Here is a 26,884-nt window from a genome sequence, read left to right on the forward strand (position 1 = left end):
TTATTTTTTTAACAACAAAAAAGTCGTTGTTGCCAAAGACAATAAGGTAATAATAGTCCCCAAAGATTCTATTCCCGTTTTCCCCGTTCCCCAAGTCTTTTGTTTTAAAGGCTTAATATAGACATAATCATTGGGTTGTAAGTAATAATAAGGAGATTTCATTACATTAATATCCGTAAGATCTAAGTCATGCATCTCAACACCTGTTGGTGTTTTTCGCATAATAGTAACTGCTTTCCTATTTCCTGTAATTGTAATATCGCCAGCATTTGCAATAGCTTCCATAATATTTAAATGCTCCTGAAACAAGGTCTTGGTACCTGGAGTTCCAATTTCTCCGTTGATCGTATATCGAAAACCAGCCAATTTTACAGTGACAAAAATATTAGCCTCTTTATTAAAATATTCGGCTAATAATTGCTTTTCTACAAATTGTCTAACTTCATCTAATGTATATCCAATTACATTTATATTTCCTAATACAGGGATTCTAATATTTCCATGATCATCCACTGTAAAACCATCAAAATATAATCCTGTTTCAGATTTACCCGCTGAAGCTTCATTATTTGTAGTATTAAAAATACTCACTAATTTAGGATCAATCGCTTTTATAGTAATGCTCAAAACATCATTAATTTGCAAACGATACGGTTTAGATTCGACAGCAGAAATAATTTCTTCTGGCTGTGCATTATCTTTTTTCTGAAGATAAATTAAATCTTGGGTTGGTATGCAAGACGAAACCATCAGACCTATAATTAGCGACAAACAGAGTACGTATTTGCTCATTTTTACTGTTTTTATTAAGCAACAAATATAGCTTTTCATTTACGAATTTAAAGCATCACTATTCTTTAAAATAGATTAATTATTTTTAAACCCTTTTTCAAACGGAATTCTTTGCAAAATACTTCTTCCGAGTGTTACTTCATCCGCATATTCTAGTTCATCACCCACTGAGATTCCTCTTGCGATGGTAGATATGATTATTTCAGATTCCGCAATTTGTTTGTAAATATAAAAATTAGTAGTATCCCCTTCCATAGTCGAACTTAACGCAAAAATAATTTCCTGAACTGTGCCTGATTTTACTTTTTCTACTAATGAATTTATATTCAATTGACTCGGACCAACTCCGTCAATTGGTGAAATTTTCCCTCCCAGAACATGATAAATCCCTCTAAATTGGCCTGTATTTTCGATGGCCATAACATCGCGTATGTCCTCAACAACACAGATTAATTGATGATTGCGATTATTATTAGCGCAGATTTCACATAAAATACTGTCCGAAATATTGTGACAACTCCCGCAATACTTTATATCTTGTCGCATCGCAACTAGTGCTTGTGACAAAAATACAGTTTGGTCTTTGGGTTGTTTTAATAAATGTAAAACCAATCGCAATGCGGTTCGCTTACCTATTCCTGGTAACTGAGACATTTCATTAACTGCTTTTTCTATTAATTTTGATGAAAATTCCATAATTACAAAAGTAATGAATTTGAAAAATAGTTATTTTAAAAACTGGAGTTGTATTTAAAAGGAAAATCTAATGGATACTTTTTTAAAATAAAATGTCTTACAATATTCTTTGATCAAGATGAGAGTTGAAATTTCAAATCAATTTGTAAAAGAAAATAGGAATTAAAACACTTCGATTTTAGTATTTCTTTTTTTATTAATCCTAAATATAATATCAGAAACCCTGATTCTAATCTTCACTTATAGTATAAAACAACATTTTTTTTGATGAAGTTGTAACTATCAGTAAAAAGAATTTAACACAATAATTATGTCAGTTAATAACAAAACCAATATTCTTATCTCCTTATTGCTTAAAATAAAGAAACAAGAATACTGACTGTATCATTAAGATTAAAAAAATATTGAAATTTAATATTGATTTGTAGCCAACAATACTAATGTACAAGCTATTTCTACCTTAATATCATTTAATTTTAATAACTGATAGAATTCTGGATTTTCTGTACCAGGATTAAAAATAACACGTTTCGGTTTTACCTCTACGATGTAATTATAATAATCACGTTGGCGAGTTGGATTTAAATATAAAGTAACCGTATCAATGTTTTTTATTGGAATAGCTTTCGTTTGAATTTTTATGCCAGCCACTTCACCAGCGTTCTGACCTAATGCAAGCACTGAGTGTCCTTTATCAACCAACATTGTTATCGCTTTAAAAGCATATCGGTCTGGCTTTGTAGTAGCGCCAAGAACTAAAGTTTTTTTACTCTTTATCATTTTATAGAATTGTATTGCACAAAAGTAAGCAAAAAGGATTGTTGGTTAAACTATTTTAAGGATTACTTATAAGTCAATAAAAAACATTAGGTTAACGTTAAAAAGTAAAAAAAGAGTATTTTTGCTATCATAAAAAACAAAACATGGATTTATTTATTTATCTTTTTGTAGCTCTTTTTTCGGTGTTAAACCCTATTGGCACAGTGCCTATTTTTGTAGGATTAACTCAAAATGACACTAAAAAAGAACGTTCAAGAATTTCTTTATGGACAGCGATAAATGTATTTATCATTCTTATTGTTTCTTTTTTTATCGGCCAATATGTATTGATTTTCTTTGGAATTAGCATAGATGCTTTAAGAATTGCCGGAGGAATTATCATTGTGAACTCTGGATTCTCATTACTTTCAGGAAAATTCAATAAAAAGAGAGGTATTAACAAAAAAGCAGAAACTGACGCACAAAAAAGAAATGACATTGCCTTAACACCGCTTGCAATCCCAATGTTGGCTGGCCCAGGATCTATTTCTCTTCTTATTGCTTTTTATCAAGAACACAACGAAACAGTAGAGATTATTGTTTCTTCTTTAGCAATTCTTGCTATCGCTTTTACAATCTTTATCATTCTTAGGAGCGCTCATTATTTAGCAAAAATTCTAGGAGCATCAGGAATAGTAGCTATTTCTAGAATCGTTGGTTTTATAGTTATTGCGATAGGAATACAATATATTGTAAGCGCCATTATTAATATTATAAAGACTAATTTGTAATAGTAAATTTAAAAGCCCTATCAAGTTAAATAAACGAGATAGGGCTTTTAAATTTAATTTCTTGGCAAGAAAATTTCTGCCATCATACATCTGGCGCCTCCTCCTCCGCATGCTTCAATTGTGTCTAAACTAGAACTCAATATTTCGGCATGCTTTTCTAACTGTGCAATTTGTTTTGAAGTCAAAGATTGATGCGCAGCTGCACTCATCACCAAATACCTTTTGTCGTTTGTTCCTCTAACTTCAAGCATGTTTCCTGCAAAATTATTTACCTGATCTTCTGAAATCAAAATAACTTCTTTATTATTTTCCTTGAGATTATCGAGAACCATTTTACGTTCTTTTTTATCATCAATGCAATCCATACAAATAACAGCAAAAGTCTCTCCCAAACACATCATTACATTAGTATGGTAAATTAATTTGCGTTCTGAATCAACCGTTTGAAAAGCTTCAAAGATTACTGGCGCATAATCAAAATCTTCACAGAATTCAATAAAGAGCTCTTCATCTGCACGTGGTGATAAAGCACAATATGCTTTGCTATTCGCTCTATCCAGAAGTAAGCTTCCTGTACCTTCCAGAAAGAAACCATCTTCTTCTGCAGAAGTATAATCTACAATATTTTGAATCATAAATCCCTTCTCTTCCAGCATATCTAGAATTTCTTCTCTACGTTCTTGACGGCGATTTACAGCAAACATTGGATACAGTGCTACATCTCCATTTTCATGGAAAGAAATCCAGTTATTCGGGAAAATACTATCAGGAGTATCCGGATTTAAAGTATCATCCACCACAGTAACATCTACTCCTACAGCTTGTAACTTCTCTACAAAAACATCAAACTCTTGTTGCGCTTTTGCATTTACAGTAGCAGGCAAAAGTCCATCTAGCACTTTTTGATAATAGTTATTTACTGCCGTTTGTTCATTCATACGAAACGCAACTGGGCGAATCATTAATATAGAATTTGTTGTTTGTTTCATAATTTTATTATTGGTAATAATGACATCTAGCAATGTTCATCATTGTTAAATTAATCTCTAATTAATGGCAAAGTAGAACATCTTAATAAACCTTCTTGCTTTGCAATTTCTGCATATGGAATTTCTTCTACAATAAATCCGTTTTGTCGCAACCAATTGTTTAAACGAGTAAAATTTCTTTCGGAAACAACGACATTAGTATCAATAGAAAACAAATTAGAATTCATATCAAACATTTCATCTCTAGTAATTTGAAATAAATTTTCTTTTCCAAAAAGATTGACTAAAAACAGATAATCAGCTTCTTCACGAAAACCATTTTTATATATAATTGCCTTATTATTACCTAACGGCTGAAAACAACAATCTAAATGCAAGGCATTATCACGAGCTTCTATTTTAGATTTAACTAAGTCGAATTCCTTGACAATTTTGTGAGGAAACAAGTCTCTAATATACTGAACCCCTAACATATTTGTTCTTGCTGTAATATAATCTTTATAATCACTTCCTTTATAAGTTCCTATAAAAATATAATCGTTCCAAAGCATAACATCACCACCTTCTATATGAACTTCAGACGGTGGACGTACCACTTTTTTAGGATCTATTTGATCAATAATATACTGTATCGCATCTATTTCTAGTTCTCTATTGGGCAATATATTTGATTTTACAAAAATGTCTTCAATAACAAAACCAATGTCTCTTGTAAATATCTGATTGTAATTTTCAATATTTTCTGGACGATACACAGCTACATCGTATTTTTGTAAAACATTTTTAAAAGCTTGCATTTCATTGACCATATCTTGCTCTTTTGGATAAGTACCCGCTAAAATATGCTCTAATGACTTGGGATCGTAAGCCTCGGCTACTTCGGGTACAGGCCCACTACTAACTGCCGAACCCAGTACTACTGCTCTAAGTCTTGAACTTTCGTTATTTATATTTAGTTTTAACATCATTTTGGATTTTAGCAAATATAAAAAAGCTTCACTAATTAGTGAAGCTTTTACATTTGAAATTATCTTTTATCGGATTCTTTAAAATCTCTTAAAGGATGACCTGTATAAATTTGTCTTGGCCTTCCAATTGGCTCTTTATTTTCACGCATTTCTTTCCATTGTGCAATCCAACCTGGTAAACGACCAATAGCGAACATTACTGTAAACATATCAGTAGGAATACCTAAAGCTCTGTATATAATTCCTGAATAAAAATCTACGTTTGGATATAATTTTCTTGAAACGAAATAATCATCAACTAATGCTGATTCTTCTAGTTTTTTTGCAATTGCAAGAATTGGATCATTAACACCTAAAGTTGATAAAACTTCATCCGCTGCTTTTTTAATAATTTTTGCTCTTGGATCGAAATTTTTATAAACTCTATGTCCAAATCCCATTAAACGGAATGGATCATTTTTATCTTTGGCTTTAGCTAAATATTTATCTGCATCTCCACCTGTTCTGTGAATTTCTTCTAACATCTCAAGAACAGCTTGATTAGCACCTCCATGTAAAGGTCCCCAAAGTGCTGAAACTCCAGCAGAAATAGAAGCGAATAAACCTGCATGAGAAGAACCTACCATTCTTACAGTAGAAGTAGAACAATTTTGTTCGTGATCTGCATGAAGAATAAATAATTTATCTAACGCATCAATAACAATTTGGTTTGGTTTGTAAGGCTCATTAGGTAGCTCAAACATCAATCTCATAAAGTTTTGAACATATCCTTTTGTATTATCGTAATAATTTAAAGGATAACCCATACTTTTTCTATAAGTCCATGTTGCAATAACTAAAAATTTACCCATCGTTTTACAAACAGCCTCATACATCTCTTTCTCATTCTCTGCATTTACAGACTTTGGATTGAAAGCAGTTAAAGCACTAGTCAAAGCAGCTAAAACGCCCATAGGATGAGCCGTTTTAGGAAAACCATCAATGATGCTTTTCATTTCTTCATTAACTAAAGTATATCTTCTAATATCTTTTTCAAATTGCTCTAACTGAACTGCAGTTGGTAATTCTCCAAAAATAACTAAATACGAAACCTCAAGAAAATGTCCTTTTTCTGCTAAATCTTCAATTGCATAACCTCTATATCGAAGTATACCCAATTCTCCATCTAAGAAAGTAATTTTACTAGTACATGAACCTGAATTTTTATAACCTGGATCTAGAGTTATCATACCTGATAAATCACGTAATTTGCTAATGTCAATAGCTACTTCATTCTCACTACCTGTAACAATAGGCAGTTCAAATTTCTCGCTATCAACCTCTAATATTGCTGTTTTTGACATCATATAATTGGAATAAACTTTTAAAAATAATAATTTACCAAATCTAAGGAATTTAACATTAAATAAAAAGAGAATTGTACCTTCAATATGTTAAATATAATAAAAAACCCACCCTCTTTTGGAGGGCAGGTTTTTTATAAGTTAAGTACTATGTTTAAAGTTTTATTTTATTTTAAATGCATTTTTGCCCGGGAAATAAGCAGTATCACCTAACTCTTCTTCTATTCTTAATAACTGATTGTATTTTGCCATTCTATCGGAACGAGAAGCAGAACCAGTTTTTATCTGACCACAGTTCAATGCAACCGCTAAATCTGCAATAGTATTATCTTCAGTTTCTCCTGAACGGTGAGACATCACAGAGGTATACCCAGCATTTTTAGCCATATTAACCGCCGCAATAGTTTCTGTCAAAGTTCCAATTTGGTTTACTTTAATAAGGATAGAATTAGCAATTCCTTTTTCAATACCTGTTGACAAACGCTCTACGTTAGTTACAAATAAATCATCACCTACCAATTGTACTTTATCACCAATTTTTTCAGTCAATAACTTCCAACCATCCCAGTCATTTTCATCCATACCGTCTTCAATAGAAATGATTGGATATTTCGCTACTAATTCAGCTAAATAATCAACTTGCTCTGAAGACGACCTAACTTTTCCAGTTTCACCTTCGAATTTAGAATAATCATATTTGCCATTTACATAGAACTCTGCAGCGGCACAATCTAATGCGATCATGATTTCATCTCCAAAACTATAACCAGCGTTTTCAACCGCTTTTTTGATAGTATCAAGCGCATCTTCAGTTCCACCAGGAAGATTTGGCGCAAAACCTCCTTCATCACCTACAGCAGTCGAAAGACCTCTATCATGAAGTACTTTTTTCAAACTATGAAAAATTTCAGTTCCCATTTGCATAGCTTGAGAAAATGAAGTTGCTTTAACCGGGAAGATCATAAATTCTTGAAAAGCAATTGGCGCATCAGAATGCGATCCTCCATTAATGATATTCATCATAGGCACAGGTAATGTATTTGCTGACACACCACCAACGTATCTGTATAAAGGCAATCCTAATTCATTTGCAGCAGCTTTTGCTACAGCAAGTGAAACCCCTAAAATAGCATTAGCACCTAGATTCGATTTATTTGAAGTTCCGTCTAAATCAATCATCATTTGATCAATTAAATTTTGTTCAAAAATAGAAACTCCCAAAAGTTCCTCAGCAATAATGGTATTTACATTTTTCACTGCATTCAAAACTCCTTTTCCTAAATAGGCTTTTCCTCCATCGCGTAATTCTACTGCTTCATGTTCGCCTGTAGAAGCACCAGATGGTACTGCCGCTCTACCTAAAATTCCATTATCTGTAATTACATCTACTTCAATTGTAGGGTTACCTCTTGAATCAAAAATTTGCCTTGCGTGAATTTTTATAATTATACTCATAATACTTCGTTTTATATTTAAATTACAAATATATCCTATCTATTTTGATTGATTTTATGAAAACTACGAATCTTATTAACGAAAACGTTGTAAATTATTTACAATTAATCTGTTTAAAGTATTAAAAGTAAAAATAGATTCAAAAAAGAAATTATAGATGTAATCTGGTTTGTTTTATACATTTTAGGATTGAATCAAATAGAGTCAATCCTAAATCTGTCTTTTGTAAAAATAATAACTGAAATTATCTTTTTAGATTCTTAATAAATTCATCAAATAAATAAGAAGAATCATGAGGACCTGGGCTAGCTTCTGGGTGATATTGAACTGAGAAACAGTTTTTATTTTTCATTCTCATACCTGCTACTGTTCCATCGTTAAGATGAAGATGCGTAATTTCGAAATCATCATTAGCTTCTAATTCTTCTTTATTTACAGCAAAACCATGGTTTTGAGAAGTAACTTCCCCTTTTCCTGTAATAATATTTTTTACTGGATGATTAATACCTCTATGTCCGTTGAACATTTTATAAGTAGAAATTCCATTCGCTAAACCAATAACTTGATGTCCAAGACATATACCAAATAAAGGTTTATTATTTTCAAGTATTTCTTTAGCTACTTGAATAGCACCAGAAAGTGGCTCTGGATCACCAGGTCCATTCGACAAAAAATAACCATCTGGGTTGAATGATGCTAAATCTTGATAGGTTGAATCATAAGGAAAAACCTTAATGTAACAATCTCTTTTAGCTAGATTACGTAGTATGTTCGTTTTTATTCCTAAATCAAGTGCTGAGATTTTATAAGTAGCATTCTCTTCTCCGTAAAAATAGGGTTCCTTAGTAGAAACTTTAGAAGCTAATTCTAAACCTTTCATATCAGGCACGTTGGCTAAAGCTGTTTTTAGATCAGTAACAGACGTTCCATCTGTGCAAATTACTGCATTCATAGCTCCGTTGTCACGGATATAGCTAACCAATGCTCTTGTATCTACATCAGAAATGCATATGAGATTTTGTTTAGTAAAATAATCCTCTAAACTTCCTGAAGCATCTTCACGAGAATAATTAAAACTAAAGTTTTTACAAACCAAACCTGATATTTTGATACTTTCTGATTCTACTTCTGAATCATTCACACCATAATTTCCGATATGTGCATTTGTAGCTACCATTAACTGCCCAAAATAAGAAGGGTCAGTAAAAATTTCTTGGTAACCAGTCATTCCTGTATTAAAACAAACTTCTCCAAAAGTAGTTCCACTGATACCAATAGATTTCCCGTGGAAAATAGTTCCATCGCTTAGTAGAAGTATAGCGCTTTGTCTTGTTGTGTATTTCATTCGTTGATTTCTAAATGTTGTAAGGTTGTTTGAGACACACTATGCGTGTAACATTTGTAGTTAATTCTGGTGCAAATTTAATTTAATAAAATAGTGAAAGCAAAAAAAATAAAAAAATATATAATTTTAAACTTTCTTTATAAAAGTTGTTAGAATGGCACAATTTCAAACCTAGCCCTGATGGGAGCGGCATCCTTATTGCCCAGTGTTTGGGCGAGAAGATACAGCAAAGAGCAGGAAAAATTATCTTCTGAAATTGAAACTTCTGCTAAAAAAAAATCAAAAAAAAAGGATAAACTATAAATAGCTTATCCTTAATTTTTATTGAATGATTATCTTCATAATTATTCAGCAGCGTCAGTAGTAGTTTCTGTTTCAGCAGCTGGAGCTTCAGTAGCTTCATCTGCCTTCTTAGTTTTAGCACCACGACGGCTTTTTGCTTTCTTAACTTCTTTTTTACCACCATTGTAAAGTTCGTTAAAATCTACTAATTCGATCATTGCCATATCAGCATTATCTCCTAGACGATTTCCAACTTTAATGATACGAGTGTATCCACCTGGACGGTCACCAACTTTAGCAGCTACGTCTCTGAACAAGTCAGTTACCGCATATTTACTACGTAAGTAAGCAAAAACTATACGACGATTGTGAGTCGTATCAGATTTAGATTTTGTTATTAAAGGCTCAACAAATTGTTTAAGCGCTTTTGCTTTAGCAACAGTAGTGTTAATACGTTTGTGCTCGATAAGAGAACAAGCCATATTAGCTAACATAGATTTTCTATGTGCTGTCTGTCTGCTTAAGTGATTGAATTTTTTTCCGTGTCTCATGACGTGTTTTTTTATACTTTCATCTTGATGCTATCCGTTTTGGAGATCAAAATATGAAGTAATTTATTCTTTATCTAATTTGTATTTCGCTAAATCCATACCGAAGTTTAAATTTTTAATGGCTACAAGTTCATCTAGCTCAGTTAAAGATTTTTTACCAAAATTACGGAATTTCATTAGGTCATTTTTATTGAACGATACTAAATCACCAAGTGTATCAACTTCAGCCGCTTTCAAGCAATTTAATGCTCTTACAGAAAGATCCATATCTACAAGCTTAGTTTTAAGCAATTGTCTCATATGTAATGATTCTTCATCATACGATTCTGTTTGTGCAATTTCGTCAGCCTCAAGTGTAATTCTTTCGTCAGAAAACAACATGAAATGGTGAATTAGAACTTTAGCAGCCTCAGTTAAAGCATCTTTAGGATTGATTGAACCATCAGTTTTAATTTCAAAAACTAATTTTTCATAATCTGTTTTTTGCTCAACACGGAAGTTTTCAATAGCGTATTTTACATTTTTTACTGGAGTAAAAATTGAGTCTGTAAAAATAGTTCCAATAGCAGCATTCTGTTTTTTATTCTCCTCAGCAGGAACATATCCTCTACCTTTTTCGATTGTTAAGTCGAAATTAAGTTTGATTTTACTATCTAAATTACAGATAACTAGTTCTGGATTCAAAACTTGGAAACCTGAAATAAATTTTTGAAAATCACCAGCTGTCAATTGATCTTTACCTGAAACAGAAATAGTAACTGATTCATTATCTATATCTTCAATCTGGCGTTTAAAACGTACTTGTTTAAGATTAAGAATAATTTCGGTAACGTCTTCAACAACTCCTGAAATAGTAGAAAACTCATGATCTACACCTTCAATGCGAACAGATGTAATTGCATAACCTTCTAATGCTGAAAGCAAAACTCTTCTAAGTGCATTACCAACGGTCAATCCGTAACCAGGTTCTAAAGGTCTAAATTCAAATTTACCTTCAAAATCGGTTGAATCGATCATGATAACTTTATCGGGCTTCTGAAAATTAAATATTGCCATAAATTTCGACTAAGTCAATTATTATTTGTTGTACAACTCTACGATTAATTGTTCTTTAATGTTTTCTGGGATTTGAAGTCTTGCAGGTACAGAAACAAAAGTACCTTCTTTAACGTCATTATTCCAAGTAATCCATTCATAAACATGACTTGAATTAGATAAAGAACGTTCGATAGCCTCTAAAGATTTAGATTTTTCACGAACTGCAACTTTGTCACCAGGTTTAAGGTGGTAAGAAGCGATATTTACAACATCACCGTTAACAGTGATATGTCTGTGAGAAACTAATTGTCTAGCGCCTCTTCTAGAAGGAGCGATACCCATTCTAAAAACAACGTTGTCTAATCTTGCTTCACATAATTGTAAAAGAACCTCACCAGTAACACCTTTAGTAGCTGATGCTTTTTTGAATAAACCTCTGAATTGTTTTTCTAAAATTCCATAAGAATATTTAGCTTTTTGCTTTTCCATTAACTGGATTGCATATTCAGATTTTTTTCCTCTTTTTTTAGCCATCCCGTGTTGTCCAGGTGGGTAATTTCTTTTTTCGAAAGATTTATCATCTCCGAAGATTGCTTCGCCAAATTTACGAGCAATTCTAGTTTTTGGACCAGTATATCTTGCCATTTCTAAAAAATTAAATTAAGGTAGAGATTATGAATTCAGGTCATATCCTTCGATAATCGTATATTCTACCTAGTTATACTTAAATATATTATTAAACTCTACGTCTTTTTGGAGGACGACATCCGTTGTGAGGCATTGGAGTAACATCGATAATCTCAGTCACTTCAATTCCACCGTTATGCAAAGAACGAATAGCAGACTCACGTCCGTTTCCTGGTCCTTTTACATAAACTTTAACTTTTTTAAGTCCAGCTTCAAGAGCTACTTTACTACAATCTTCTGCTGCCATTTGAGCTGCATATGGAGTATTCTTTTTAGAACCTCTAAAGCCCATTTTACCAGCCGAAGACCAAGAAATAACTTCACCTTTTTTGTTAGTCAAAGAAATGATGATATTGTTAAAAGTAGCAGAAATATGAGCTTCTCCCGTTGATTCAACGATAACTTTACGTTTTTTTGCAGTTGCTTTAGCCATATTACTTATTATTTAGTTGCTTTTTTCTTGTTAGCAACAGTTTTTCTTTTACCTTTTCTTGTTCTAGAGTTGTTTTTAGTTCTTTGTCCTCTTAAAGGAAGACCAGTTCTATGACGGATACCTCTATAACATCCAATATCCATTAAACGTTTGATGTTTAAAGAAACCTCAGAACGCAATTCTCCTTCAATTTTGAAAGTTGATACTGCTTCACGAATTGCTCCGATCTCATCATCATTCCAATCTTGAACTTTTTTATCTTGGCTAACTTGAGCTTTTTCTAAAATCTCAATAGCTCTACTTTTTCCTAATCCAAAGATATAGGTAAGTGCTATAACACCTCTCTTATTTTTTGGGATATCTACCCCTGCTATTCTTGCCATAATTATCCTTGTCTTTGTTTAAATCTAGGATTCTTTTTGTTTATTACGTACAATCTCCCTTTTCTTCGCACAATTTTGCACTCGGGACTTCTCTTTTTTACTGAAGCTCTAACTTTCATTTTGAATATCCTTTAATATCTATAAGTAATTCTTGCTTTTGACAAGTCATAAGGGCTCATTTCTAGCTTCACTTTATCACCAGGTAATAATTTGATATAATGCATACGCATTTTTCCAGAAATATGGGCGATTACAATATGTCCATTCTCTAACTCTACACGGAACATCGCATTTGATAATGCTTCGATGATTGACCCGTCTTGTTCTATTGCTGATTGTTTTGCCATAAAGTTAAGCTACTGCTTTTCTATTTTTTCCACTTTTCATTAAACCATCATAATGTTTGTTCAACAAATATGAATTGATTTGCTGCATTGTATCTATGGCAACTCCAACCATAATTATTAATGAAGTACCTCCAAAAAACATTGCCCAAGATTGTTGAACATCCATAACACTTACAATTATTGCTGGGAACACAGCAATTAGAGCTAGAAATAAAGATCCTGGAAAAGTTATTAAAGACATCACTTTGTCAAGATAATCTGAGGTTTCAACTCCTGGACGAATCCCTGGAATAAATCCACCACTTCTTTTCAAGTCATCTGACATTTTGTTCGTAGGAACAGTAATGGCCGTGTAAAAGAATGTAAAGACAATAATTAAAGTTGCAAATACAAAATTATACCAAAAACCAAACATATTACTAAAAGCACCAACGACAGATTGTGATGCATCTGATTTTGACAAACCGGCTAAAGCAGCTGGTATAAACATAATCGCTTGTGCAAATATTATTGGCATAACTCCAGAAGCATTAAGCTTCAAAGGAATCCATTGTCTATTTCCATTAAGCATATCTTGCTCGAAATCACCTGAAGTTGTACGACGTGCATACTGAACAGGTATTTTTCTAACTGCCATAACTAAGAGTACACAACAGATAATAACTAGTAACCAAACAATGATTTCAATAACTAATAACATTGGACCACCATTATTGTTGGTAACCCTAGTTGTAAATTCCTGAATAAATGCTTGTGGCAGCCTAGCTAAAATACCAACCATAATCAACAATGATATACCATTTCCAATTCCCTTATCAGTAATTTTCTCTCCTAACCACATGGCGAAAATTGTACCTGTAACTAAAATAACTACTGAAGAAAATAAGAATTCAAATGAATTGAACCCCAATAAAAATGCATTACTAGGTAATGTTCTATATAAATTATAGATGTAAGTTGGACCTTGAACTAAAGTTATTCCAATTGTCAACCAACGAGTAATTTGATTAATCTTTTTTCTACCGCTTTCTCCATCACTTTGCAATTTTTGTAAATAAGGAATAGCAATTCCCATTAACTGAACTACAATTGAAGCAGAAATATAAGGCATAATTCCTAAAGCAAAAACTGACGCTTGAGAAAATGCACCTCCAGTAAACATGTCAAGAATTGAACCAATTCCCTCTTTGGTTTGCCCAGCTAAATTACCTAACTGTGTAGCATCAATGCCTGGTAGGGTAACTTGCGCCCCAAAACGATAAACTAAAAGTAATCCTAATGTAATTAAGATTCTATTTTTAAGTTCTTCAATTTTCCAAACATTACTTATTGATTCAATAAATTTCTTCATATTAATAGAAAAATTACATTGTTACAGCTTCTCCACCAGCAGCTTCAATAGCAGCTTTTGCAGTAGCAGTAAATTTGTGAGCGGTTACTTTTAATTTTGCTGTCAATTCACCTCTACCTAAAATCTTTACGATTTCATTTTTAGTAGCTAAACGATTAGCAACATAAACTGTCATATCAACAGTATCTTTAATAACACCATTATCAACTAAAAGTTGAAGTGTATCAAGATTTACACCTTCGTAATCTTTACGATTGATGTTTGTAAAACCAAACTTAGGCACACGTCTTTGAAGTGGCATTTGCCCTCCCTCAAAACCAATCTTTTTAGAATAACCAGAACGAGATTTTGCTCCTTTGTGTCCTCTTGCAGAAGTACCACCTTTTCCAGAACCTTCTCCTCTACCTAATCTTTTATTCTGATTGTGTGTAGAACCTTCAGCAGGTTGTAAGTTACTTAAATTCATAACAGTATTTGTTATTTAGTTTCTTCAACAGAAACTAAGTGTTTAACTTTATTTATCATCCCAAGGATTGTAGGGTTTGAATCATGCTCTACAACTTGTCCCATTTTACGTAGACCTAAAGCTTCTAATCCTCTCTTTTGAGAAAGAGGACAGTTGATTTTGCTTCTAACTTGTTTTACTAATAATTTAGCCATAATTTCCTTGAATTAACCTTTAAAAACTTTTTCTAAAGAAACACCTCTTTGTTTTGCAACAGCATAAGCACTTCTCATTTGTAATAAAGCATCAAAAGTTGCTTTTACTACGTTGTGAGGATTTGAAGATCCTTGTGATTTAGATAATACATCATGAATCCCTACTGATTCAAGAACTGAACGAACAGCTCCACCAGCAATAACTCCTGTACCATGAGAGGCAGGAATTAAGAAAACACGTGCACCACCAAATTTACCTTTTTGTTCGTGAGGAACTGAAAGACCATTCAAAGGAATCTTAACTAGATTTTTCTTAGCATCTTCTACTGCTTTCGCAATTGCTTCAGAAACGTCTTTAGATTTCCCTAAACCATGTCCAACCACTCCATTTTCATCACCTACAACTACAATAGCAGAAAAACCGAAAGCTCTACCACCTTTTGTAACCTTAGTAACACGATTTACACTTACCAAACGATCTTTTAATTCAAGACCACTTGGTTTTACTAACTCTACATTCTTGTATTTACTATTAGACATACTATATTAGAATTTAAGTCCAGCCGCTCTTGCGCCTTCCGCTAATGATTTAATACGACCGTGATATAAATAACCTCCTCTATCGAAAGTTACTACCTCAATTCCGGCTTTTAAAGCTTTTTCAGCAACTAGTTTTCCAACTGCTGTAGCCACTTCGATATTCGTACCGTTACCTATTTCTTTTTCTCTTGAAGAAGCTGCTAATAAAGTAACACCGTTTACGTCATCAATAAGTTGAGCGTAAATTTCTTTGTTACTTCTAAATACAGATAGTCTTGGATTTGTAGCAGTACCACTAATCGTTTTTCTAATTCTGAATCTAATTCTTTGTCTTCTTTCAGGTTTTGTTAATGACATAATCTTATTTTTTAAGCTGATTTACCTGCTTTTCTTCTTAATACTTCACCTACAAATTTAACACCTTTTCCTTTATACGGCTCTGGCTTACGGAAACCTCTGATTTTCGCAGCTACTTGCCCTAAAAGTTGTTTGTCAAATGATGTTAATTTAACTATAGGGTTCTTACCTTTTTCAGATATTGTTTCTAAAGTAACTTCAGGAGCAATTTCTAAAACTATATTGTGAGAGAATCCAAGTGCTAAATCTAATTTTTGTCCTTGATTTGAAGCTCTATAACCAACTCCTACCAATTCTAATGACTTTGTAAAACCTTCTGTAACACCGATAATCATATTATTGATTAAAGATCTGTACAAACCATGTTTTGCTCTTTGGTCTTTGTGATCAGACGATCTTTCTACTTGAACTTGATCGCCTTCAACTGTAACAGTAACGTCCGAAAACTCCTGAGTTAGTTGACCATTTTTTCCTTTTACTGTAATAATACCATTTGCAACTTCAACAGTTACACCAGCTGGTATAGTTACCGGACTTTTACCTATTCTTGACATCTTTATATAGTCTTTAAATTAGTATACGTAACAAATAACTTCACCACCTACGTTCAATTGTTTTGCTTTCTTTCCAGTCATTAACCCTTTAGAAGTTGACACGATAGCAATACCTAATCCGTTAAGGATTCTAGGAATAGATGAAGAACTTGAATATTTACGTAAACCTGGTTTACTAATTCTTTGGATATCTTTAATTACCGGCTCTTTAGTATCTTTATCATACTTTAAAGCGATTTTGATTGAACCCTGAACAGCGTTGTCCTCAAATTTGTAACTCAAGATATAACCTTGATCAAATAAGATCTTAGTTATTTCTTTTTTTAGATTAGATGCAGGAATTTCTACAACTTTGTGGTTTGCAGCCACAGCGTTACGAACTCTTGTCAAATAATCAGCAATAGGATCTGTATACATTATGTATCAATTTGCGGTTTTGGTTTTCGATGAACTATTCATCGAACCTGAAACCAGTTTATAAATATGAATGATACAGACGTAACTAGGTTGCGTCTGTATCAGAACGTAATAAAATTACGTATTACCAAGATGCTTTTTTAACACCTGGAATCAATCCGTTATTTGCCATTTCACGAAATGTAACACGTGAAAGACCGAATTGACGCATATATCCTCTTGGTCTACCTGTTAATTTACAACGATTGTGCAAACGAACTGGTGAAGCATTTTTCGGTAACTTTTGCAAACCTACGAAATCTCCAGCTTCTAACAAAGCTTTTCTTTTCTCAGCAAACTTAGCTACTGTTTTTTCTCTCTTAACCTCGCGGGCTTTCATTGATTCTTTAGCCATGTCTTAATTCTTTTTAAAAGGTAATCCTAATTCTGTTAATAGAGACTTTGCTTCTTTATCCGTTTTTGCAGACGTTACAAAAGTAATATCCATTCCTGATATTTTGTTTACTTTGTCAATATCAATTTCTGGGAAAATGATTTGCTCTAAAACACCAAGATTGTAATTACCTCTTCCATCGAATCCAGTAGCTTTGATACCACTAAAATCTCTAACACGTGGCAAAGCTGAAGTTACAAGTCTATCTAAAAACTCATACATTCTTTCTCCACGCAAAGTAACTTTTGCTCCAATCGGCATCCCTTTTCTCAATTTAAAAGACGCAACGTCTTTCTTAGAGATAGTAGATACTGCTTTCTGTCCAGTGATCTTTGTTAACTCATCAACTGCATAGTCAATTAGTTTTTTATCAGATACAGCTGCACCAACTCCTTTACTTAAAACGATTTTTTCCAATTTAGGAACTTGCATTACGTTTACGTATCCGAATTCCTCTTTAAGAGCAGCGATTACTCTGCTCTTATATTCTTCTTTTAGTCTAGGTATATACGCCATTACTATAGTACTTGATTAGATTTTTTTGAAAATCTTACTTTCTTATCTCCTTCTACTCTAATACCAACTCTAGTTGTTTCCTTAGTTTTAGGATCAATTAAAGAGATGTTAGATATTTGTATAGAAGCTTCTTTCTTTACAATACCACCTTGAGGGCTTTTTGCACTTGGTTTCGTGTGTTTAGAAACCATATTTACACCTTCTACAATCGCTTTGTTTTTCTCTTTGTACACACGTAATACTTTACCTTCAGCACCTTTATGGTCTCCAGCAATTACTCTTACGATGTCACCTGATTTTATTTTTAGCTTTATCATCTTAAAACGAATTAAAGCACTTCTGGTGCTAATGATACAATTTTCATGAATTGTTTTTCACGAAGTTCTCTTGCTACTGGACCAAAAACACGAGTTCCTCTCATTTCACCTGCAGCATTCAAAAGAACACATGCATTGTCATCGAAACGGATATAAGAACCATCAGCTCTTCTCACTTCTTTTTTGGTACGTACAACAACTGCAGTTGAAACAGCTCCTTTTTTAACGCTTCCGTTAGGTGCTGTATCTTTGATAGAAACTACAATTTTGTCACCAACAGAGGCATACCTTCTTTTGGTACCTCCTAAAACACGGATAGTTAAAACTTCTTTAGCTCCAGTGTTATCTGCTACTTTTAATCTTGACTCTTGTTGTACCATAATTATTTAGCTCTTTCTAAGATTTCAACTAACCTCCAACATTTAGTTTTACTTAAAGGACGCGTTTCGCTAATCCTTACCGTATCTCCAATGTTACAGTCGTTCATTTCGTCGTGTGCGTGATACTTTTTAGTTTTCAACACGAACTTACCGTATAATGGGTGTTTTACTTTACGTACTTCTGCAACAACAATAGACTTATCCATTTTGTCTGAAGTAACAACACCAATTCTCTCTTTTCTTAAATTTCTTTTTTCTTCCATCTTTCAGCAGACTACAGTTATTGTAACTCTCTTTTAGTAAGTTCTGTAGCTAATCTAGCAACCACTCTTCTTACACTTCTAATTTGAAGTGGGTTCTCAATTGGTGAAATAGCATGAGCCATTTTTAGATCAGCATATGTTTTCTTAGTCTGGCTAAGCTTTTCTTGCAACTCTGCTGCAGAAAGATCTTTTATTTCTGATTGTTTCATAATATAATATAGATTATGCTTCGAAATCTCTAGCAACAACGAATTTTGTTTTTACTGGAAGCTTTTGAGCTGCAAGACGCAACGCCTCTTTTGCAACTGATAAAGGAACTCCTCCAACTTCAAACATAATTCTTCCGGGTTTAACAACAGCAGCCCAATATTCAACGGCTCCTTTACCTTTACCCATACGTACCTCAAGAGGCTTCTTAGTAATTGGTTTGTCTGGAAATACTTTGATCCATAATTGTCCTTCTCTTTTCATAAAACGAGTTGCAGCAATACGCGCAGCTTCGATTTGACGTGAGGTTAAGAACATTCCATCTTCATGTACAGATTTAATACCAAACATTCCATTTGAAAGCTCATACCCTCTATGAGAGTTCCCTTTCATTTTACCCTTTTGTACCTTACGGTATTTTGTTCTTTTAGGCTGTAACATTTTTCTTTAATTTAAAAATTTACTTTCGTTTACGAGCATCTGGTTTTCCACCTTTGTTAAAAGGTTTTCTGTCTCCTCTTGGAGAATCTCCACCTTTACCTCCACCAGTACCAGATTGTTTTTTGTCCATTCCAGCAAGCGGAGAAAGATCTCTCTTTCCATAAACTTCACCTTTCATGATCCACACTTTGATCCCCATTCTACCATAAGTAGTATGCGCTTCAGCTAATGCATAATCAATATCGGCTCTGAAAGTTGATAGAGGAATTCTTCCTTCTTTGAAACCTTCTGAACGTGCCATCTCTGCACCATTCAAACGACCAGAAATCAAAACTTTGATACCTTCAGCGTTCATACGCATAGAAGCAGCAATAGCCATTTTGATTGCACGTCTGTAAGAAATACGGCTTTCGATTTGACGACAGATGCTTGTAGCAACTAGATACGCGTCAAGTTCAGGTCTTTTTATTTCAAAGATGTTGATTTGAACCTCTTTGTCAGTAATTTTCTTAAGCTCTTCTTTCAACTTGTCTACCTCTTGTCCACCTTTTCCGATAATAATACCAGGTCTAGCAGTAGTGATAGTAACGGTTACAAGTTTCAAAGTTCTCTCGATGATTACTTTTGATACACTAGCTTTTGATAAACGAGCATGGATATACTTTCTGATTTTGTGATCTTCGGCAAGTTTATCACCATAATCATTTCCACCATACCAGTTTGAGTCCCATCCTCTGATGATACCAAGTCTATTTCCAATTGGATTTGTCTTTTGTCCCATCTTGTATTAAATTGCTTGTGTGTTATTAATAGATCCAAGCACGATTGTTACGTGATTAGAACGTTTTCTAATTCTGTGAGCACGACCTTGTGGAGCTGGACGAAGTCTTTTCAACATCATTCCACCATCTACTGTAATCGTTTTAACAAATAAACCAGCTTCTTCCATATTAGCGTCTGGGTTTTTTGCTTGCCAGTTGGCAATAACAGATAAAACCAATTTTTCTAATTTTCTTGAAGCTTCTTTAGAACTAAATCTTAAGATGTTCAATGCTCTCTCTACCTTCTGACCTCTTACCAAGTCCGCTACTAAGCGCATTTTTCTAGGTGAAGTAGGGCAGTTATTCAATTTTGCGAAAGCTATAGACTTATTAGCCTCTTTTCTCGCATCTGCTGTTTCTCTTTTACGAACTCCCATTGCTTCTTATTTTTTACCTTTATTTTTTGCTCCAGCATGACCTCTAAAAGATCTAGTTGGTGAAAATTCTCCTAATTTGTGACCTACCATGTTTTCTGTTACGTAAACTGGTACAAATTGACGACCGTTATGAACTGCGATAGTTTGTCCAACAAAGTCTGGAGTAATCATAGAAGCGCGAGACCAAGTCTTAACTACTCCTTTATTTCCACCAGCGATGTTTTCTTGAACTTTCTTGTCTAACTTATAATGAACGAAAGGTCCTTTTTTTAATGAACGTGCCATATCTTATTATTTCTTTCTACGTTCTACGATATACTTGTTACTCGGGTTTTTCTTAGAACGAGTTCTATAACCTTTAGCTGGTATTCCATTTCTTGAACGTGGATGTCCACCAGAAGAACGTCCTTCACCACCACCCATTGGGTGATCGACAGGGTTCATTGCAACAGGTCTTGTTCTAGGTCTTCTACCTAACCATCTTGTTCTACCTGCTTTACCAGATACAACTAATTGGTGGTCTGAATTTGAAACCGCTCCAATTGTAGCCGAACAAGTCAACAAGATTAATCTTGTTTCACCAGAAGGCATTTTGATTGTAGCATATTTTCCATCTCTTGCCATTAATTGAGCAAATGTTCCAGCAGAACGAGCGATTACAGCTCCTTGTCCTGGTCTCAATTCGATACAAGAAATTACAGTTCCTAGTGGAACTCTACTTAAAGGTAATGTATTACCAATTTCAGGTTGAGATTCTGGACCAGAAACTAATTTCTGACCAACTTTCAATCCGTTTTGAGCAATAACATAAGTTTTCTCACCATCAGCATAAGCTAATAATGCGATAAAAGCAGTACGATTTGGATCATATTCGATTGATTTCACTGTAGCTGGAATTCCTTCTTTTGTACGTTTGAAATCAATAATACGATATCTCTGCTTGTGACCACCACCCGTATAACGCATGGTCATCTTTCCTTGACTATTTCTACCTCCAGAGTTTTTTATCGGCGCTATCAAAGAGCGTTCCGGCTTATCAGTTGTAATGGCGTCATAACCATTCACAACTCTAAATCGCTGACCTGGGGTAATAGGTTTTAATTTTCTTACTGACATTTTATCTTAGATATTGTTGTAAAAATCAATTGTTTCTCCTTCTTGTACTTGTACAATTGCTTTTTTGATTGCATTTGTCTTTCCACTGATTAAACCACTTTTAGTGTATTTTGTAGTTCTATCCGGTCTTACGTTCATCGTGTTAACGCTCAAAATCTTTACTCCATAAGCAGCTTCAATAGCTTTCTTAATTTGTACTTTATTGGCTTTTTTGTCAACAACGAATCCGAAGCGGTTTAAAACTTCACTTTCTTTGGTTACTTTTTCCGTTACTATAGGCTTAATTATGATGCTCATATCCTATTATTTACTTAAATTTTCTTCAATTATCTCTAAAGAACTCTCTAAAAGAACTAAATTATTAGCATTTAGAATAGCATAAGTGCTTAATTCTAAGCTACTTACAACGCTAGAGCCTTTTAAATTGCGTGAGGACAAATATACATTTTTATTGGTATCACCCAATACAAATAGAGATTTTTTATTTTCTAACTCTAAAGCTTTCAAAACGTTGATGAAATTTTTAGTGTTTGGTGTTTCAAAATTAAAGTCTTCAAGAACGATAATATTCGATTCTTTTGCTTTGATTGAGAAAGCTGATTTTCTAGCCAAACGTTTCAAGCTTTTATTCAATTTGAATGAATAACTTCTTGGTCTTGGTCCGAAAACTGTTCCACCACCTTTAAACAATGGATTCTTTGCACTACCCGCACGAGCAGTACCAGTTCCTTTTTGTTTTTTTATCTTACGAGTACTTCCCGCTACTTCAGCTCTTTCTTTAGCTTTGTGCGTTCCTTGTCTTTGATTAGCAAGATATTGCTTTACATCAAGGTATACTGCGTGATTGTTTGGTTCTATACCAAATACTGAATCAGAAAGTTGCACTTTTCTTCCAGTATCTTTTCCGTTGAAATCTAATACTTTTGCTTCCATTACTTCTGAATGATTACATAAGAGTTGTTATGACCAGGAACACATCCTTTTATAACAAGTAGGTTCTTTTCAGCAACTACTTTTAAAACTCTAAGGTTTTGAACTTTTACATTGTCTCCTCCCATACGTCCAGCCATACGCATTCCTTTGAATACTCTAGATGGATAAGAAGAAGCTCCTACAGAACCTGGCGCTCTTAAACGGTTGTGTTGACCGTGAGTTGCTTGTCCAACACCACCAAAACCGTGACGTTTAACAACCCCTTGAAAACCTTTACCTTTAGAAACACCTTGTACATCTACAAATTCTCCTTCAGCAAAAATAGAAACATCTATAAGATCTCCTAATTTTTGTTCAGTTGCAAAATCTTGGAATTCAACGACTTTTTTCTTAGCTACAGTTCCCGCTTTTTTAAAGTGACCTAAAGCCGCTTTTGTGGAATGTTTCTCGTTTTTGTCATCGAAACCTAGTTGCAACGCTTCGTACCCGTCAACACCTTTGGTTCTGACTTGGGTAACAACGCATGGTCCAGCTTCGATTACTGTACAAGGAATGTTTTTCCCGTTCTCGTCGAAAATGCTAGTCATGCCGATTTTTCTACCAATTAACCCAGACATAATTATTAATTATTAATTATTAAATATAAACATAGAACGCAGCTTTTAACCGAATCCTATTTTTTTTTAGTGGTGCAAAAGTATAACTTATTTACACACAAACCAAAAAAAATATTTTTCAATTAAAAGCAGCGTTCTTTTTTACTCTTAAACTACTTAAACTTTGATTTCAACTTCAACTCCACTTGGCAATTCAAGTTTCATTAACGCATCAATAGTTTTAGATGAAGATGAATAAATGTCAATTAATCTCTTGTATGACATTACTTCAAATTGCTCTCTCGCTTTTTTGTTAACGTGTGGAGAACGCAATACAGTGAAAAGTTTTTTGTGAGTTGGCAAAGGAATTGGTCCTGTAACTACTGCACCTGTACTCTTAACAGTTTTTACAATCTTCTCAGCAGACTTGTCTACCAACATGTGATCGTAAGATTTTAATTTTATTCTGATTTTTTGACTCATTTTCTTAAAGATTAAGCGTTTCCTTTTGCTTTTTTGATTACTGCTTCCGAAATATTAGCAGGTGTTTCAGCGTAGTGTGAAAATTCCATTGTAGAAGTTGCTCTACCAGAAGAAAGTGTTCTTAATGTTGTAACATAACCAAACATTTCTGATAACGGAACATCCGCTTTAATAGTTTTAGCACCAGCTCTATCACCCATGTCATTTACCTGACCTCTACGACGGTTGATATCACCTACGATATCACCCATGTTTTCTTCTGGCGTAATAACTTCCATCTTCATGATTGGCTCAAGAATAACAGCTCCAGCAGCTTTAGCTACTTCTCTGTAACCCATTCTAGCAGCTAACTCAAAAGATAGTGCATCTGAATCCACAGGGTGAAAAGATCCGTCTGTCAAAGTTACTTTCAAACTATCTACTTGGTATCCAGCTAATGGACCAGTTTTCATAGCTTCTCTAAAACCTTTTTCAACAGATGGGATATATTCTTTAGGAACGTTACCACCTTTTACAGCATTTACGAACTGTAATCCAACTGGAGCTTTACCGTCTACTTCATCAGCAGGCTCTAATGTAAATACGATATCACCGAATTTACCACGACCTCCAGATTGTTTCTTGTACGTTTCTCTGTGCGTTGCAGATCTTGTAAAAGCTTCTTTATATTCAACTTGAGGCTCACCTTGATTCACTTCAACTTTAAACTCACGTCTCATACGATCGATAAGTACATCTAAGTGAAGCTCACCCATACCTGATATAATAGTTTGACCTGAAGCTTCATCAGTTCTAACTGTAAACGTAGGATCTTCTTCAGCTAATTTAGCTAAAGCCATACCCATTTTATCAACATCAACTTTAGTTTTAGGCTCAATTGCAACCCCGATTACCGGAGCTGGAAACTTCATTGACTCAAGAATAATTGGGTGTTTTTCATCACACATTGTATCTCCAGTCTTGATATCTTTAAATCCAACTGCTGCCCCAATATCTCCAGCTTCGATAAAATCGATTGGATTTTGCTTGTTAGCGTGCATTTGATAGATACGAGAAATTCTTTCTTTGTTTCCTGAACGAGTGTTCAAGATATATGAACCTGCATCTAAACGTCCTGAGTAAGCACGGAAAAAAGCTAAACGACCTACGAATGGGTCAGTAGCAATTTTAAAAGCTAAAGCCGCGAATGGCTCAGCTACAGATGGCTTACGTAAGATTTTAACTTGGTCTTCTTCTAACAATTCAGCATCATCAGGATGGATTCCCCAAATACCTTCTTTCTCCATTGGAGATGGTAAGTATTTACAAACTGCATCTAATAAAAACTGAACTCCTTTGTTTTTGAATGATGATCCACATAACATAGGTATAATCGCCATGTCAATAGTAGCCGCTCTTAATGCGTTGTTTATCTCCTCTTCAGTAATAGAAGTTTCATCTTCCATGTACTTATCTAAAAGATTCTCATCGTAATCAGCAACTGCTTCAATCAAAATAGATCTATATTCTTTCACTTCTGCAAGCATATCCTCAGGGATAGGCACAATATCATAAGTAGCACCGTGATTTTCATCATGCCAAATCATGGCTTGATTTTTCACTAAGTCAACTACTCCTTTGAAATCATTCTCTTCACCAATTGGCAAAGTGATCGCAACAGCATTAGATTTCAACATGTCTCTAACTTGTTGGCATACTCCCAAGAAGTTAGAACCTTGACGGTCCATTTTGTTTACGAATCCCATACGCGGAACTCTATATTGATCTGCTAATCTCCAGTTCGTTTCAGATTGAGGCTCAACACCATCAACTGCACTAAACAAGAAAACTAAACCATCTAACACACGTAATGAACGATTCACCTCTACAGTAAAATCAACGTGTCCTGGAGTATCAATAATATTAAAGTGGTAAGGTAACGACTCAGGCAAAACTTTACCTTGTTGAGTTGGAAAATTCCACTCACAAGTTGTAGCAGCAGAAGTAATTGTAATACCTCTTTCTTGCTCTTGCGCCATCCAGTCCATTGTTGCAGAACCTTCGTGAGTTTCACCAATTTTATGGTTCTTCCCTGTATAAAAAAGAATACGCTCTGTTGTTGTTGTTTTACCAGCATCAATGTGAGCAGCGATTCCAATATTTCTTGTATATCTTAAGTCTCTAGCCATTTCTCTATGAATTAAAATCTAAAGTGAGAGAAAGCTTTATTAGCTTCTGCCATTTTGTGAGTATCCATTCTTTTCTTAACAGCAGCACCTTCTTCTTTAGCCGCAGCTAAACATTCTGAAGCTAACCTTTGAGCCATTGACTTTTCGTTTCTTCTTCTTGAATATAGAATCAACCATTTCATCGCCATAGAAATTTTTCTATCTGGACGAATTTGCATTGGAATTTGAAATGTAGCTCCACCTACTCTACGACTACGTACTTCTACGTGAGGCATAACGTTAGTTAAAGCATCTTTCCATATTTCTAATGATGGTTTTTCTGCATCTTGTTTTTTAGACTCAATGATGTCAATAGCATCATAAAATACTTTAAACGCTGTCGATTTTTTTCCATCCCACATTAAGTTGTTCACAAAACGTGTTACCAGTTGGTCATTAAACCTTGGATCTGGTAAAAGTGGTCTCTTCTTTGCCGCTCTTTTTCTCATGTCTTTTTTTTAATAAAATTACACACCTATAAGTCACGATTAATCGTGCCTATATAATGCAAACTTTAAATTACTTTTTTGCTTCTTTTGGGCGTTTTGCTCCGTACTTAGATCTTCTTTGCGTTCTTCCTGCTACTCCTGACGTATCAAGTGCACCACGAACGATATGATATCTAACTCCTGGTAAATCTTTTACCCTTCCACCCCTAACTAATACTATCGAGTGCTCTTGTAGATTGTGTCCTTCACCAGGGATGTAGGCATTTACTTCATTACCATTTGTCAAACGTACACGCGCTACTTTACGCATTGCAGAGTTTGGTTTTTTTGGTGTTGTAGTGTAAACACGCGTACAAACCCCTCTTCTTTGAGGACAAGAATCTAAAGCAACCGATTTACTCTTCTTAGTCATCTGAGTTCTTCCTGTTCTTACTAATTGTTGAATTGTTGGCATAATTAATACTAAAAATTTCTTATTATATTAAATTCCCGCTTTTTACGGGGTTGCAAATGTAGAAAATATTTTTTACTCCACAAACGCTAATTCATTAAATTTTTATTCAACTAATAATTTGTCCCTGAATAATATAAAGAAACACCTTTAATA

The 26,884-nt window shown here is 34.0% G+C and carries 41 protein-coding genes; 1 reads left to right on the forward strand and 40 read right to left on the reverse strand.

Annotation, left to right across the window (positions count from 1 at the left end; all coding sequences use genetic code 11):
- The 3 genes from MW871_RS06210 to MW871_RS06220 all read right to left on the reverse strand — a co-directional run bounded on the left by MW871_RS06210 (position 1) and on the right by MW871_RS06220 (position 2,265).
- Positions 1–792 (reverse strand): polysaccharide biosynthesis/export family protein, encoded by a 792-nt coding sequence (locus tag MW871_RS06210; protein WP_188049972.1) that lies wholly within the window; start codon positions 790–792, stop codon positions 1–3.
- A 75-nt stretch (positions 793–867) separates the two neighbouring features.
- Positions 868–1,488, reverse strand: coding sequence for a recombination mediator RecR (recR, locus tag MW871_RS06215; protein WP_188049971.1), 621 nt, complete (start codon positions 1,486–1,488; stop codon positions 868–870).
- Positions 1,489–1,899: 411 nt separating this feature from the next.
- Positions 1,900–2,265: a CoA-binding protein gene (locus MW871_RS06220; RefSeq protein WP_188050279.1), complete on the reverse strand. Its 366-nt coding sequence runs from the start codon at positions 2,263–2,265 to the stop codon at positions 1,900–1,902.
- A gap of 146 nt (positions 2,266–2,411) precedes the next feature.
- On the opposite strand from MW871_RS06220, the gene MW871_RS06225 reads away from it, so the two are divergent.
- Positions 2,412–3,038, forward strand: a complete 627-nt coding sequence (locus MW871_RS06225) for a MarC family NAAT transporter (RefSeq protein ID WP_188049970.1) — start codon at positions 2,412–2,414, stop codon at positions 3,036–3,038.
- A 53-nt stretch (positions 3,039–3,091) separates the two neighbouring features.
- On the opposite strand, the gene ctlX is transcribed toward MW871_RS06225, so the two are convergent.
- From ctlX to rpsL, 37 genes are all read right to left on the reverse strand, one after another.
- Positions 3,092–4,027 carry a citrulline utilization hydrolase CtlX gene (gene ctlX / locus MW871_RS06230; RefSeq protein WP_248427977.1) on the reverse strand — a complete coding sequence of 312 codons (936 nt, stop codon included), beginning with the start codon at positions 4,025–4,027 and terminating at the stop codon, positions 3,092–3,094.
- A gap of 50 nt (positions 4,028–4,077) precedes the next feature.
- A complete protein-coding gene (locus MW871_RS06235) occupies positions 4,078–4,992 on the reverse strand; it encodes a dimethylarginine dimethylaminohydrolase family protein (RefSeq protein WP_248428031.1) in 915 nt (304 codons plus the stop codon).
- Between the two features lie 62 nt (positions 4,993–5,054).
- A complete protein-coding gene (locus MW871_RS06240; protein ID WP_210645859.1) occupies positions 5,055–6,338 on the reverse strand; it encodes a citrate synthase in 1,284 nt (427 codons plus the stop codon).
- 162 nt (positions 6,339–6,500) lie between these two features.
- A complete protein-coding gene (gene eno / locus MW871_RS06245; protein ID WP_248427978.1) occupies positions 6,501–7,793 on the reverse strand; it encodes a phosphopyruvate hydratase in 1,293 nt (430 codons plus the stop codon).
- A gap of 244 nt (positions 7,794–8,037) precedes the next feature.
- Positions 8,038–9,138, reverse strand: coding sequence for a glutamine-hydrolyzing carbamoyl-phosphate synthase small subunit (carA, locus tag MW871_RS06250; protein WP_248427979.1), 1,101 nt, complete (start codon positions 9,136–9,138; stop codon positions 8,038–8,040).
- 344 nt (positions 9,139–9,482) lie between these two features.
- Entirely contained in the window at positions 9,483–9,971 is a 489-nt protein-coding gene (rplQ, locus tag MW871_RS06255; protein ID WP_188049966.1) for a 50S ribosomal protein L17, read from the reverse strand.
- A gap of 63 nt (positions 9,972–10,034) precedes the next feature.
- On the reverse strand, positions 10,035–11,027 hold the full coding sequence (locus tag MW871_RS06260) for a DNA-directed RNA polymerase subunit alpha (RefSeq protein ID WP_035668087.1): 993 nt from the start codon (positions 11,025–11,027) through the stop codon (positions 10,035–10,037).
- Positions 11,028–11,048: 21 nt separating this feature from the next.
- On the reverse strand, positions 11,049–11,654 hold the full coding sequence (gene rpsD / locus MW871_RS06265) for a 30S ribosomal protein S4 (protein ID WP_188049965.1): 606 nt from the start codon (positions 11,652–11,654) through the stop codon (positions 11,049–11,051).
- A gap of 91 nt (positions 11,655–11,745) precedes the next feature.
- Positions 11,746–12,129, reverse strand: coding sequence for a 30S ribosomal protein S11 (gene rpsK / locus MW871_RS06270; protein ID WP_024981527.1), 384 nt, complete (start codon positions 12,127–12,129; stop codon positions 11,746–11,748).
- Positions 12,130–12,137: 8 nt separating this feature from the next.
- Positions 12,138–12,512, reverse strand: a complete 375-nt coding sequence (gene rpsM, locus MW871_RS06275; protein WP_161644169.1) for a 30S ribosomal protein S13 — start codon at positions 12,510–12,512, stop codon at positions 12,138–12,140.
- A 2-nt stretch (positions 12,513–12,514) separates the two neighbouring features.
- Positions 12,515–12,631: a type B 50S ribosomal protein L36 gene (gene ykgO / locus MW871_RS06280; RefSeq protein WP_008992256.1), complete on the reverse strand. Its 117-nt coding sequence runs from the start codon at positions 12,629–12,631 to the stop codon at positions 12,515–12,517.
- 12 nt (positions 12,632–12,643) lie between these two features.
- Positions 12,644–12,859: a translation initiation factor IF-1 gene (gene infA / locus MW871_RS06285; RefSeq protein WP_007136545.1), complete on the reverse strand. Its 216-nt coding sequence runs from the start codon at positions 12,857–12,859 to the stop codon at positions 12,644–12,646.
- Positions 12,860–12,863: 4 nt separating this feature from the next.
- Positions 12,864–14,210, reverse strand: coding sequence for a preprotein translocase subunit SecY (gene secY, locus MW871_RS06290; protein ID WP_188049964.1), 1,347 nt, complete (start codon positions 14,208–14,210; stop codon positions 12,864–12,866).
- Between the two features lie 13 nt (positions 14,211–14,223).
- A complete protein-coding gene (gene rplO, locus MW871_RS06295) occupies positions 14,224–14,676 on the reverse strand; it encodes a 50S ribosomal protein L15 (RefSeq protein WP_066081007.1) in 453 nt (150 codons plus the stop codon).
- 11 nt (positions 14,677–14,687) lie between these two features.
- Entirely contained in the window at positions 14,688–14,870 is a 183-nt protein-coding gene (gene rpmD, locus MW871_RS06300; RefSeq protein WP_166138180.1) for a 50S ribosomal protein L30, read from the reverse strand.
- Positions 14,871–14,882: 12 nt separating this feature from the next.
- Positions 14,883–15,410, reverse strand: coding sequence for a 30S ribosomal protein S5 (gene rpsE, locus MW871_RS06305; protein WP_121925773.1), 528 nt, complete (start codon positions 15,408–15,410; stop codon positions 14,883–14,885).
- Between the two features lie 6 nt (positions 15,411–15,416).
- Positions 15,417–15,767, reverse strand: a complete 351-nt coding sequence (gene rplR, locus MW871_RS06310; RefSeq protein ID WP_121925772.1) for a 50S ribosomal protein L18 — start codon at positions 15,765–15,767, stop codon at positions 15,417–15,419.
- 11 nt (positions 15,768–15,778) lie between these two features.
- Positions 15,779–16,321: a 50S ribosomal protein L6 gene (gene rplF, locus MW871_RS06315; RefSeq protein WP_121925771.1), complete on the reverse strand. Its 543-nt coding sequence runs from the start codon at positions 16,319–16,321 to the stop codon at positions 15,779–15,781.
- A gap of 18 nt (positions 16,322–16,339) precedes the next feature.
- On the reverse strand, positions 16,340–16,738 hold the full coding sequence (gene rpsH, locus MW871_RS06320; RefSeq protein WP_121925770.1) for a 30S ribosomal protein S8: 399 nt from the start codon (positions 16,736–16,738) through the stop codon (positions 16,340–16,342).
- Between the two features lie 124 nt (positions 16,739–16,862).
- Complete coding sequence (rpsN, locus tag MW871_RS06325; protein ID WP_188049963.1) at positions 16,863–17,132, reverse strand: 30S ribosomal protein S14; 270 nt, start codon at positions 17,130–17,132, stop codon at positions 16,863–16,865.
- 3 nt (positions 17,133–17,135) lie between these two features.
- The gene (gene rplE, locus MW871_RS06330; RefSeq protein ID WP_121925769.1) at positions 17,136–17,687 is read right to left on the reverse strand and encodes a 50S ribosomal protein L5; all 552 of its coding nucleotides are present in this window, start codon (positions 17,685–17,687) and stop codon (positions 17,136–17,138) included.
- 2 nt (positions 17,688–17,689) lie between these two features.
- On the reverse strand, positions 17,690–18,004 hold the full coding sequence (gene rplX, locus MW871_RS06335) for a 50S ribosomal protein L24 (RefSeq protein WP_188049962.1): 315 nt from the start codon (positions 18,002–18,004) through the stop codon (positions 17,690–17,692).
- An 11-nt stretch (positions 18,005–18,015) separates the two neighbouring features.
- The gene (gene rplN, locus MW871_RS06340; RefSeq protein WP_026717863.1) at positions 18,016–18,384 is read right to left on the reverse strand and encodes a 50S ribosomal protein L14; all 369 of its coding nucleotides are present in this window, start codon (positions 18,382–18,384) and stop codon (positions 18,016–18,018) included.
- Between the two features lie 2 nt (positions 18,385–18,386).
- Positions 18,387–18,647 carry a 30S ribosomal protein S17 gene (gene rpsQ / locus MW871_RS06345; RefSeq protein ID WP_072992295.1) on the reverse strand — a complete coding sequence of 87 codons (261 nt, stop codon included), beginning with the start codon at positions 18,645–18,647 and terminating at the stop codon, positions 18,387–18,389.
- Between the two features lie 17 nt (positions 18,648–18,664).
- A complete protein-coding gene (rpmC, locus tag MW871_RS06350) occupies positions 18,665–18,856 on the reverse strand; it encodes a 50S ribosomal protein L29 (protein WP_066081030.1) in 192 nt (63 codons plus the stop codon).
- Between the two features lie 13 nt (positions 18,857–18,869).
- The gene (rplP, locus tag MW871_RS06355; RefSeq protein WP_121925766.1) at positions 18,870–19,295 is read right to left on the reverse strand and encodes a 50S ribosomal protein L16; all 426 of its coding nucleotides are present in this window, start codon (positions 19,293–19,295) and stop codon (positions 18,870–18,872) included.
- A gap of 19 nt (positions 19,296–19,314) precedes the next feature.
- On the reverse strand, positions 19,315–20,076 hold the full coding sequence (rpsC, locus tag MW871_RS06360; protein WP_039110223.1) for a 30S ribosomal protein S3: 762 nt from the start codon (positions 20,074–20,076) through the stop codon (positions 19,315–19,317).
- A gap of 6 nt (positions 20,077–20,082) precedes the next feature.
- Positions 20,083–20,493, reverse strand: coding sequence for a 50S ribosomal protein L22 (gene rplV, locus MW871_RS06365; protein WP_007136561.1), 411 nt, complete (start codon positions 20,491–20,493; stop codon positions 20,083–20,085).
- Between the two features lie 6 nt (positions 20,494–20,499).
- The gene (rpsS, locus tag MW871_RS06370; protein ID WP_007136562.1) at positions 20,500–20,778 is read right to left on the reverse strand and encodes a 30S ribosomal protein S19; all 279 of its coding nucleotides are present in this window, start codon (positions 20,776–20,778) and stop codon (positions 20,500–20,502) included.
- Positions 20,779–20,784: 6 nt separating this feature from the next.
- On the reverse strand, positions 20,785–21,609 hold the full coding sequence (rplB, locus tag MW871_RS06375; protein ID WP_035668122.1) for a 50S ribosomal protein L2: 825 nt from the start codon (positions 21,607–21,609) through the stop codon (positions 20,785–20,787).
- 6 nt (positions 21,610–21,615) lie between these two features.
- Positions 21,616–21,906 carry a 50S ribosomal protein L23 gene (gene rplW / locus MW871_RS06380; RefSeq protein WP_248427980.1) on the reverse strand — a complete coding sequence of 97 codons (291 nt, stop codon included), beginning with the start codon at positions 21,904–21,906 and terminating at the stop codon, positions 21,616–21,618.
- Between the two features lie 6 nt (positions 21,907–21,912).
- Positions 21,913–22,542 (reverse strand): 50S ribosomal protein L4, encoded by a 630-nt coding sequence (gene rplD, locus MW871_RS06385; protein WP_035668126.1) that lies wholly within the window; start codon positions 22,540–22,542, stop codon positions 21,913–21,915.
- Positions 22,542–23,159 (reverse strand): 50S ribosomal protein L3, encoded by a 618-nt coding sequence (rplC, locus tag MW871_RS06390; protein ID WP_072945403.1) that lies wholly within the window; start codon positions 23,157–23,159, stop codon positions 22,542–22,544. The genes rplD and rplC overlap by 1 nt, the downstream gene beginning before the upstream one ends.
- Positions 23,160–23,315: 156 nt before the next feature.
- Positions 23,316–23,621 carry a 30S ribosomal protein S10 gene (gene rpsJ / locus MW871_RS06395; RefSeq protein ID WP_011963470.1) on the reverse strand — a complete coding sequence of 102 codons (306 nt, stop codon included), beginning with the start codon at positions 23,619–23,621 and terminating at the stop codon, positions 23,316–23,318.
- An 11-nt stretch (positions 23,622–23,632) separates the two neighbouring features.
- Complete coding sequence (gene fusA, locus MW871_RS06400) at positions 23,633–25,789, reverse strand: elongation factor G (protein ID WP_188049961.1); 2,157 nt, start codon at positions 25,787–25,789, stop codon at positions 23,633–23,635.
- 11 nt (positions 25,790–25,800) lie between these two features.
- Positions 25,801–26,277, reverse strand: a complete 477-nt coding sequence (gene rpsG, locus MW871_RS06405; RefSeq protein ID WP_035668130.1) for a 30S ribosomal protein S7 — start codon at positions 26,275–26,277, stop codon at positions 25,801–25,803.
- A 70-nt stretch (positions 26,278–26,347) separates the two neighbouring features.
- Positions 26,348–26,731 (reverse strand): 30S ribosomal protein S12, encoded by a 384-nt coding sequence (gene rpsL / locus MW871_RS06410; protein ID WP_022828353.1) that lies wholly within the window; start codon positions 26,729–26,731, stop codon positions 26,348–26,350.
- Positions 26,732–26,884: the final 153 nt, after the last annotated feature.

Origin of the sequence: Flavobacterium pygoscelis (assembly GCF_023162025.1) — a bacterium.
Classification (GTDB): domain Bacteria; phylum Bacteroidota; class Bacteroidia; order Flavobacteriales; family Flavobacteriaceae; genus Flavobacterium; species Flavobacterium pygoscelis.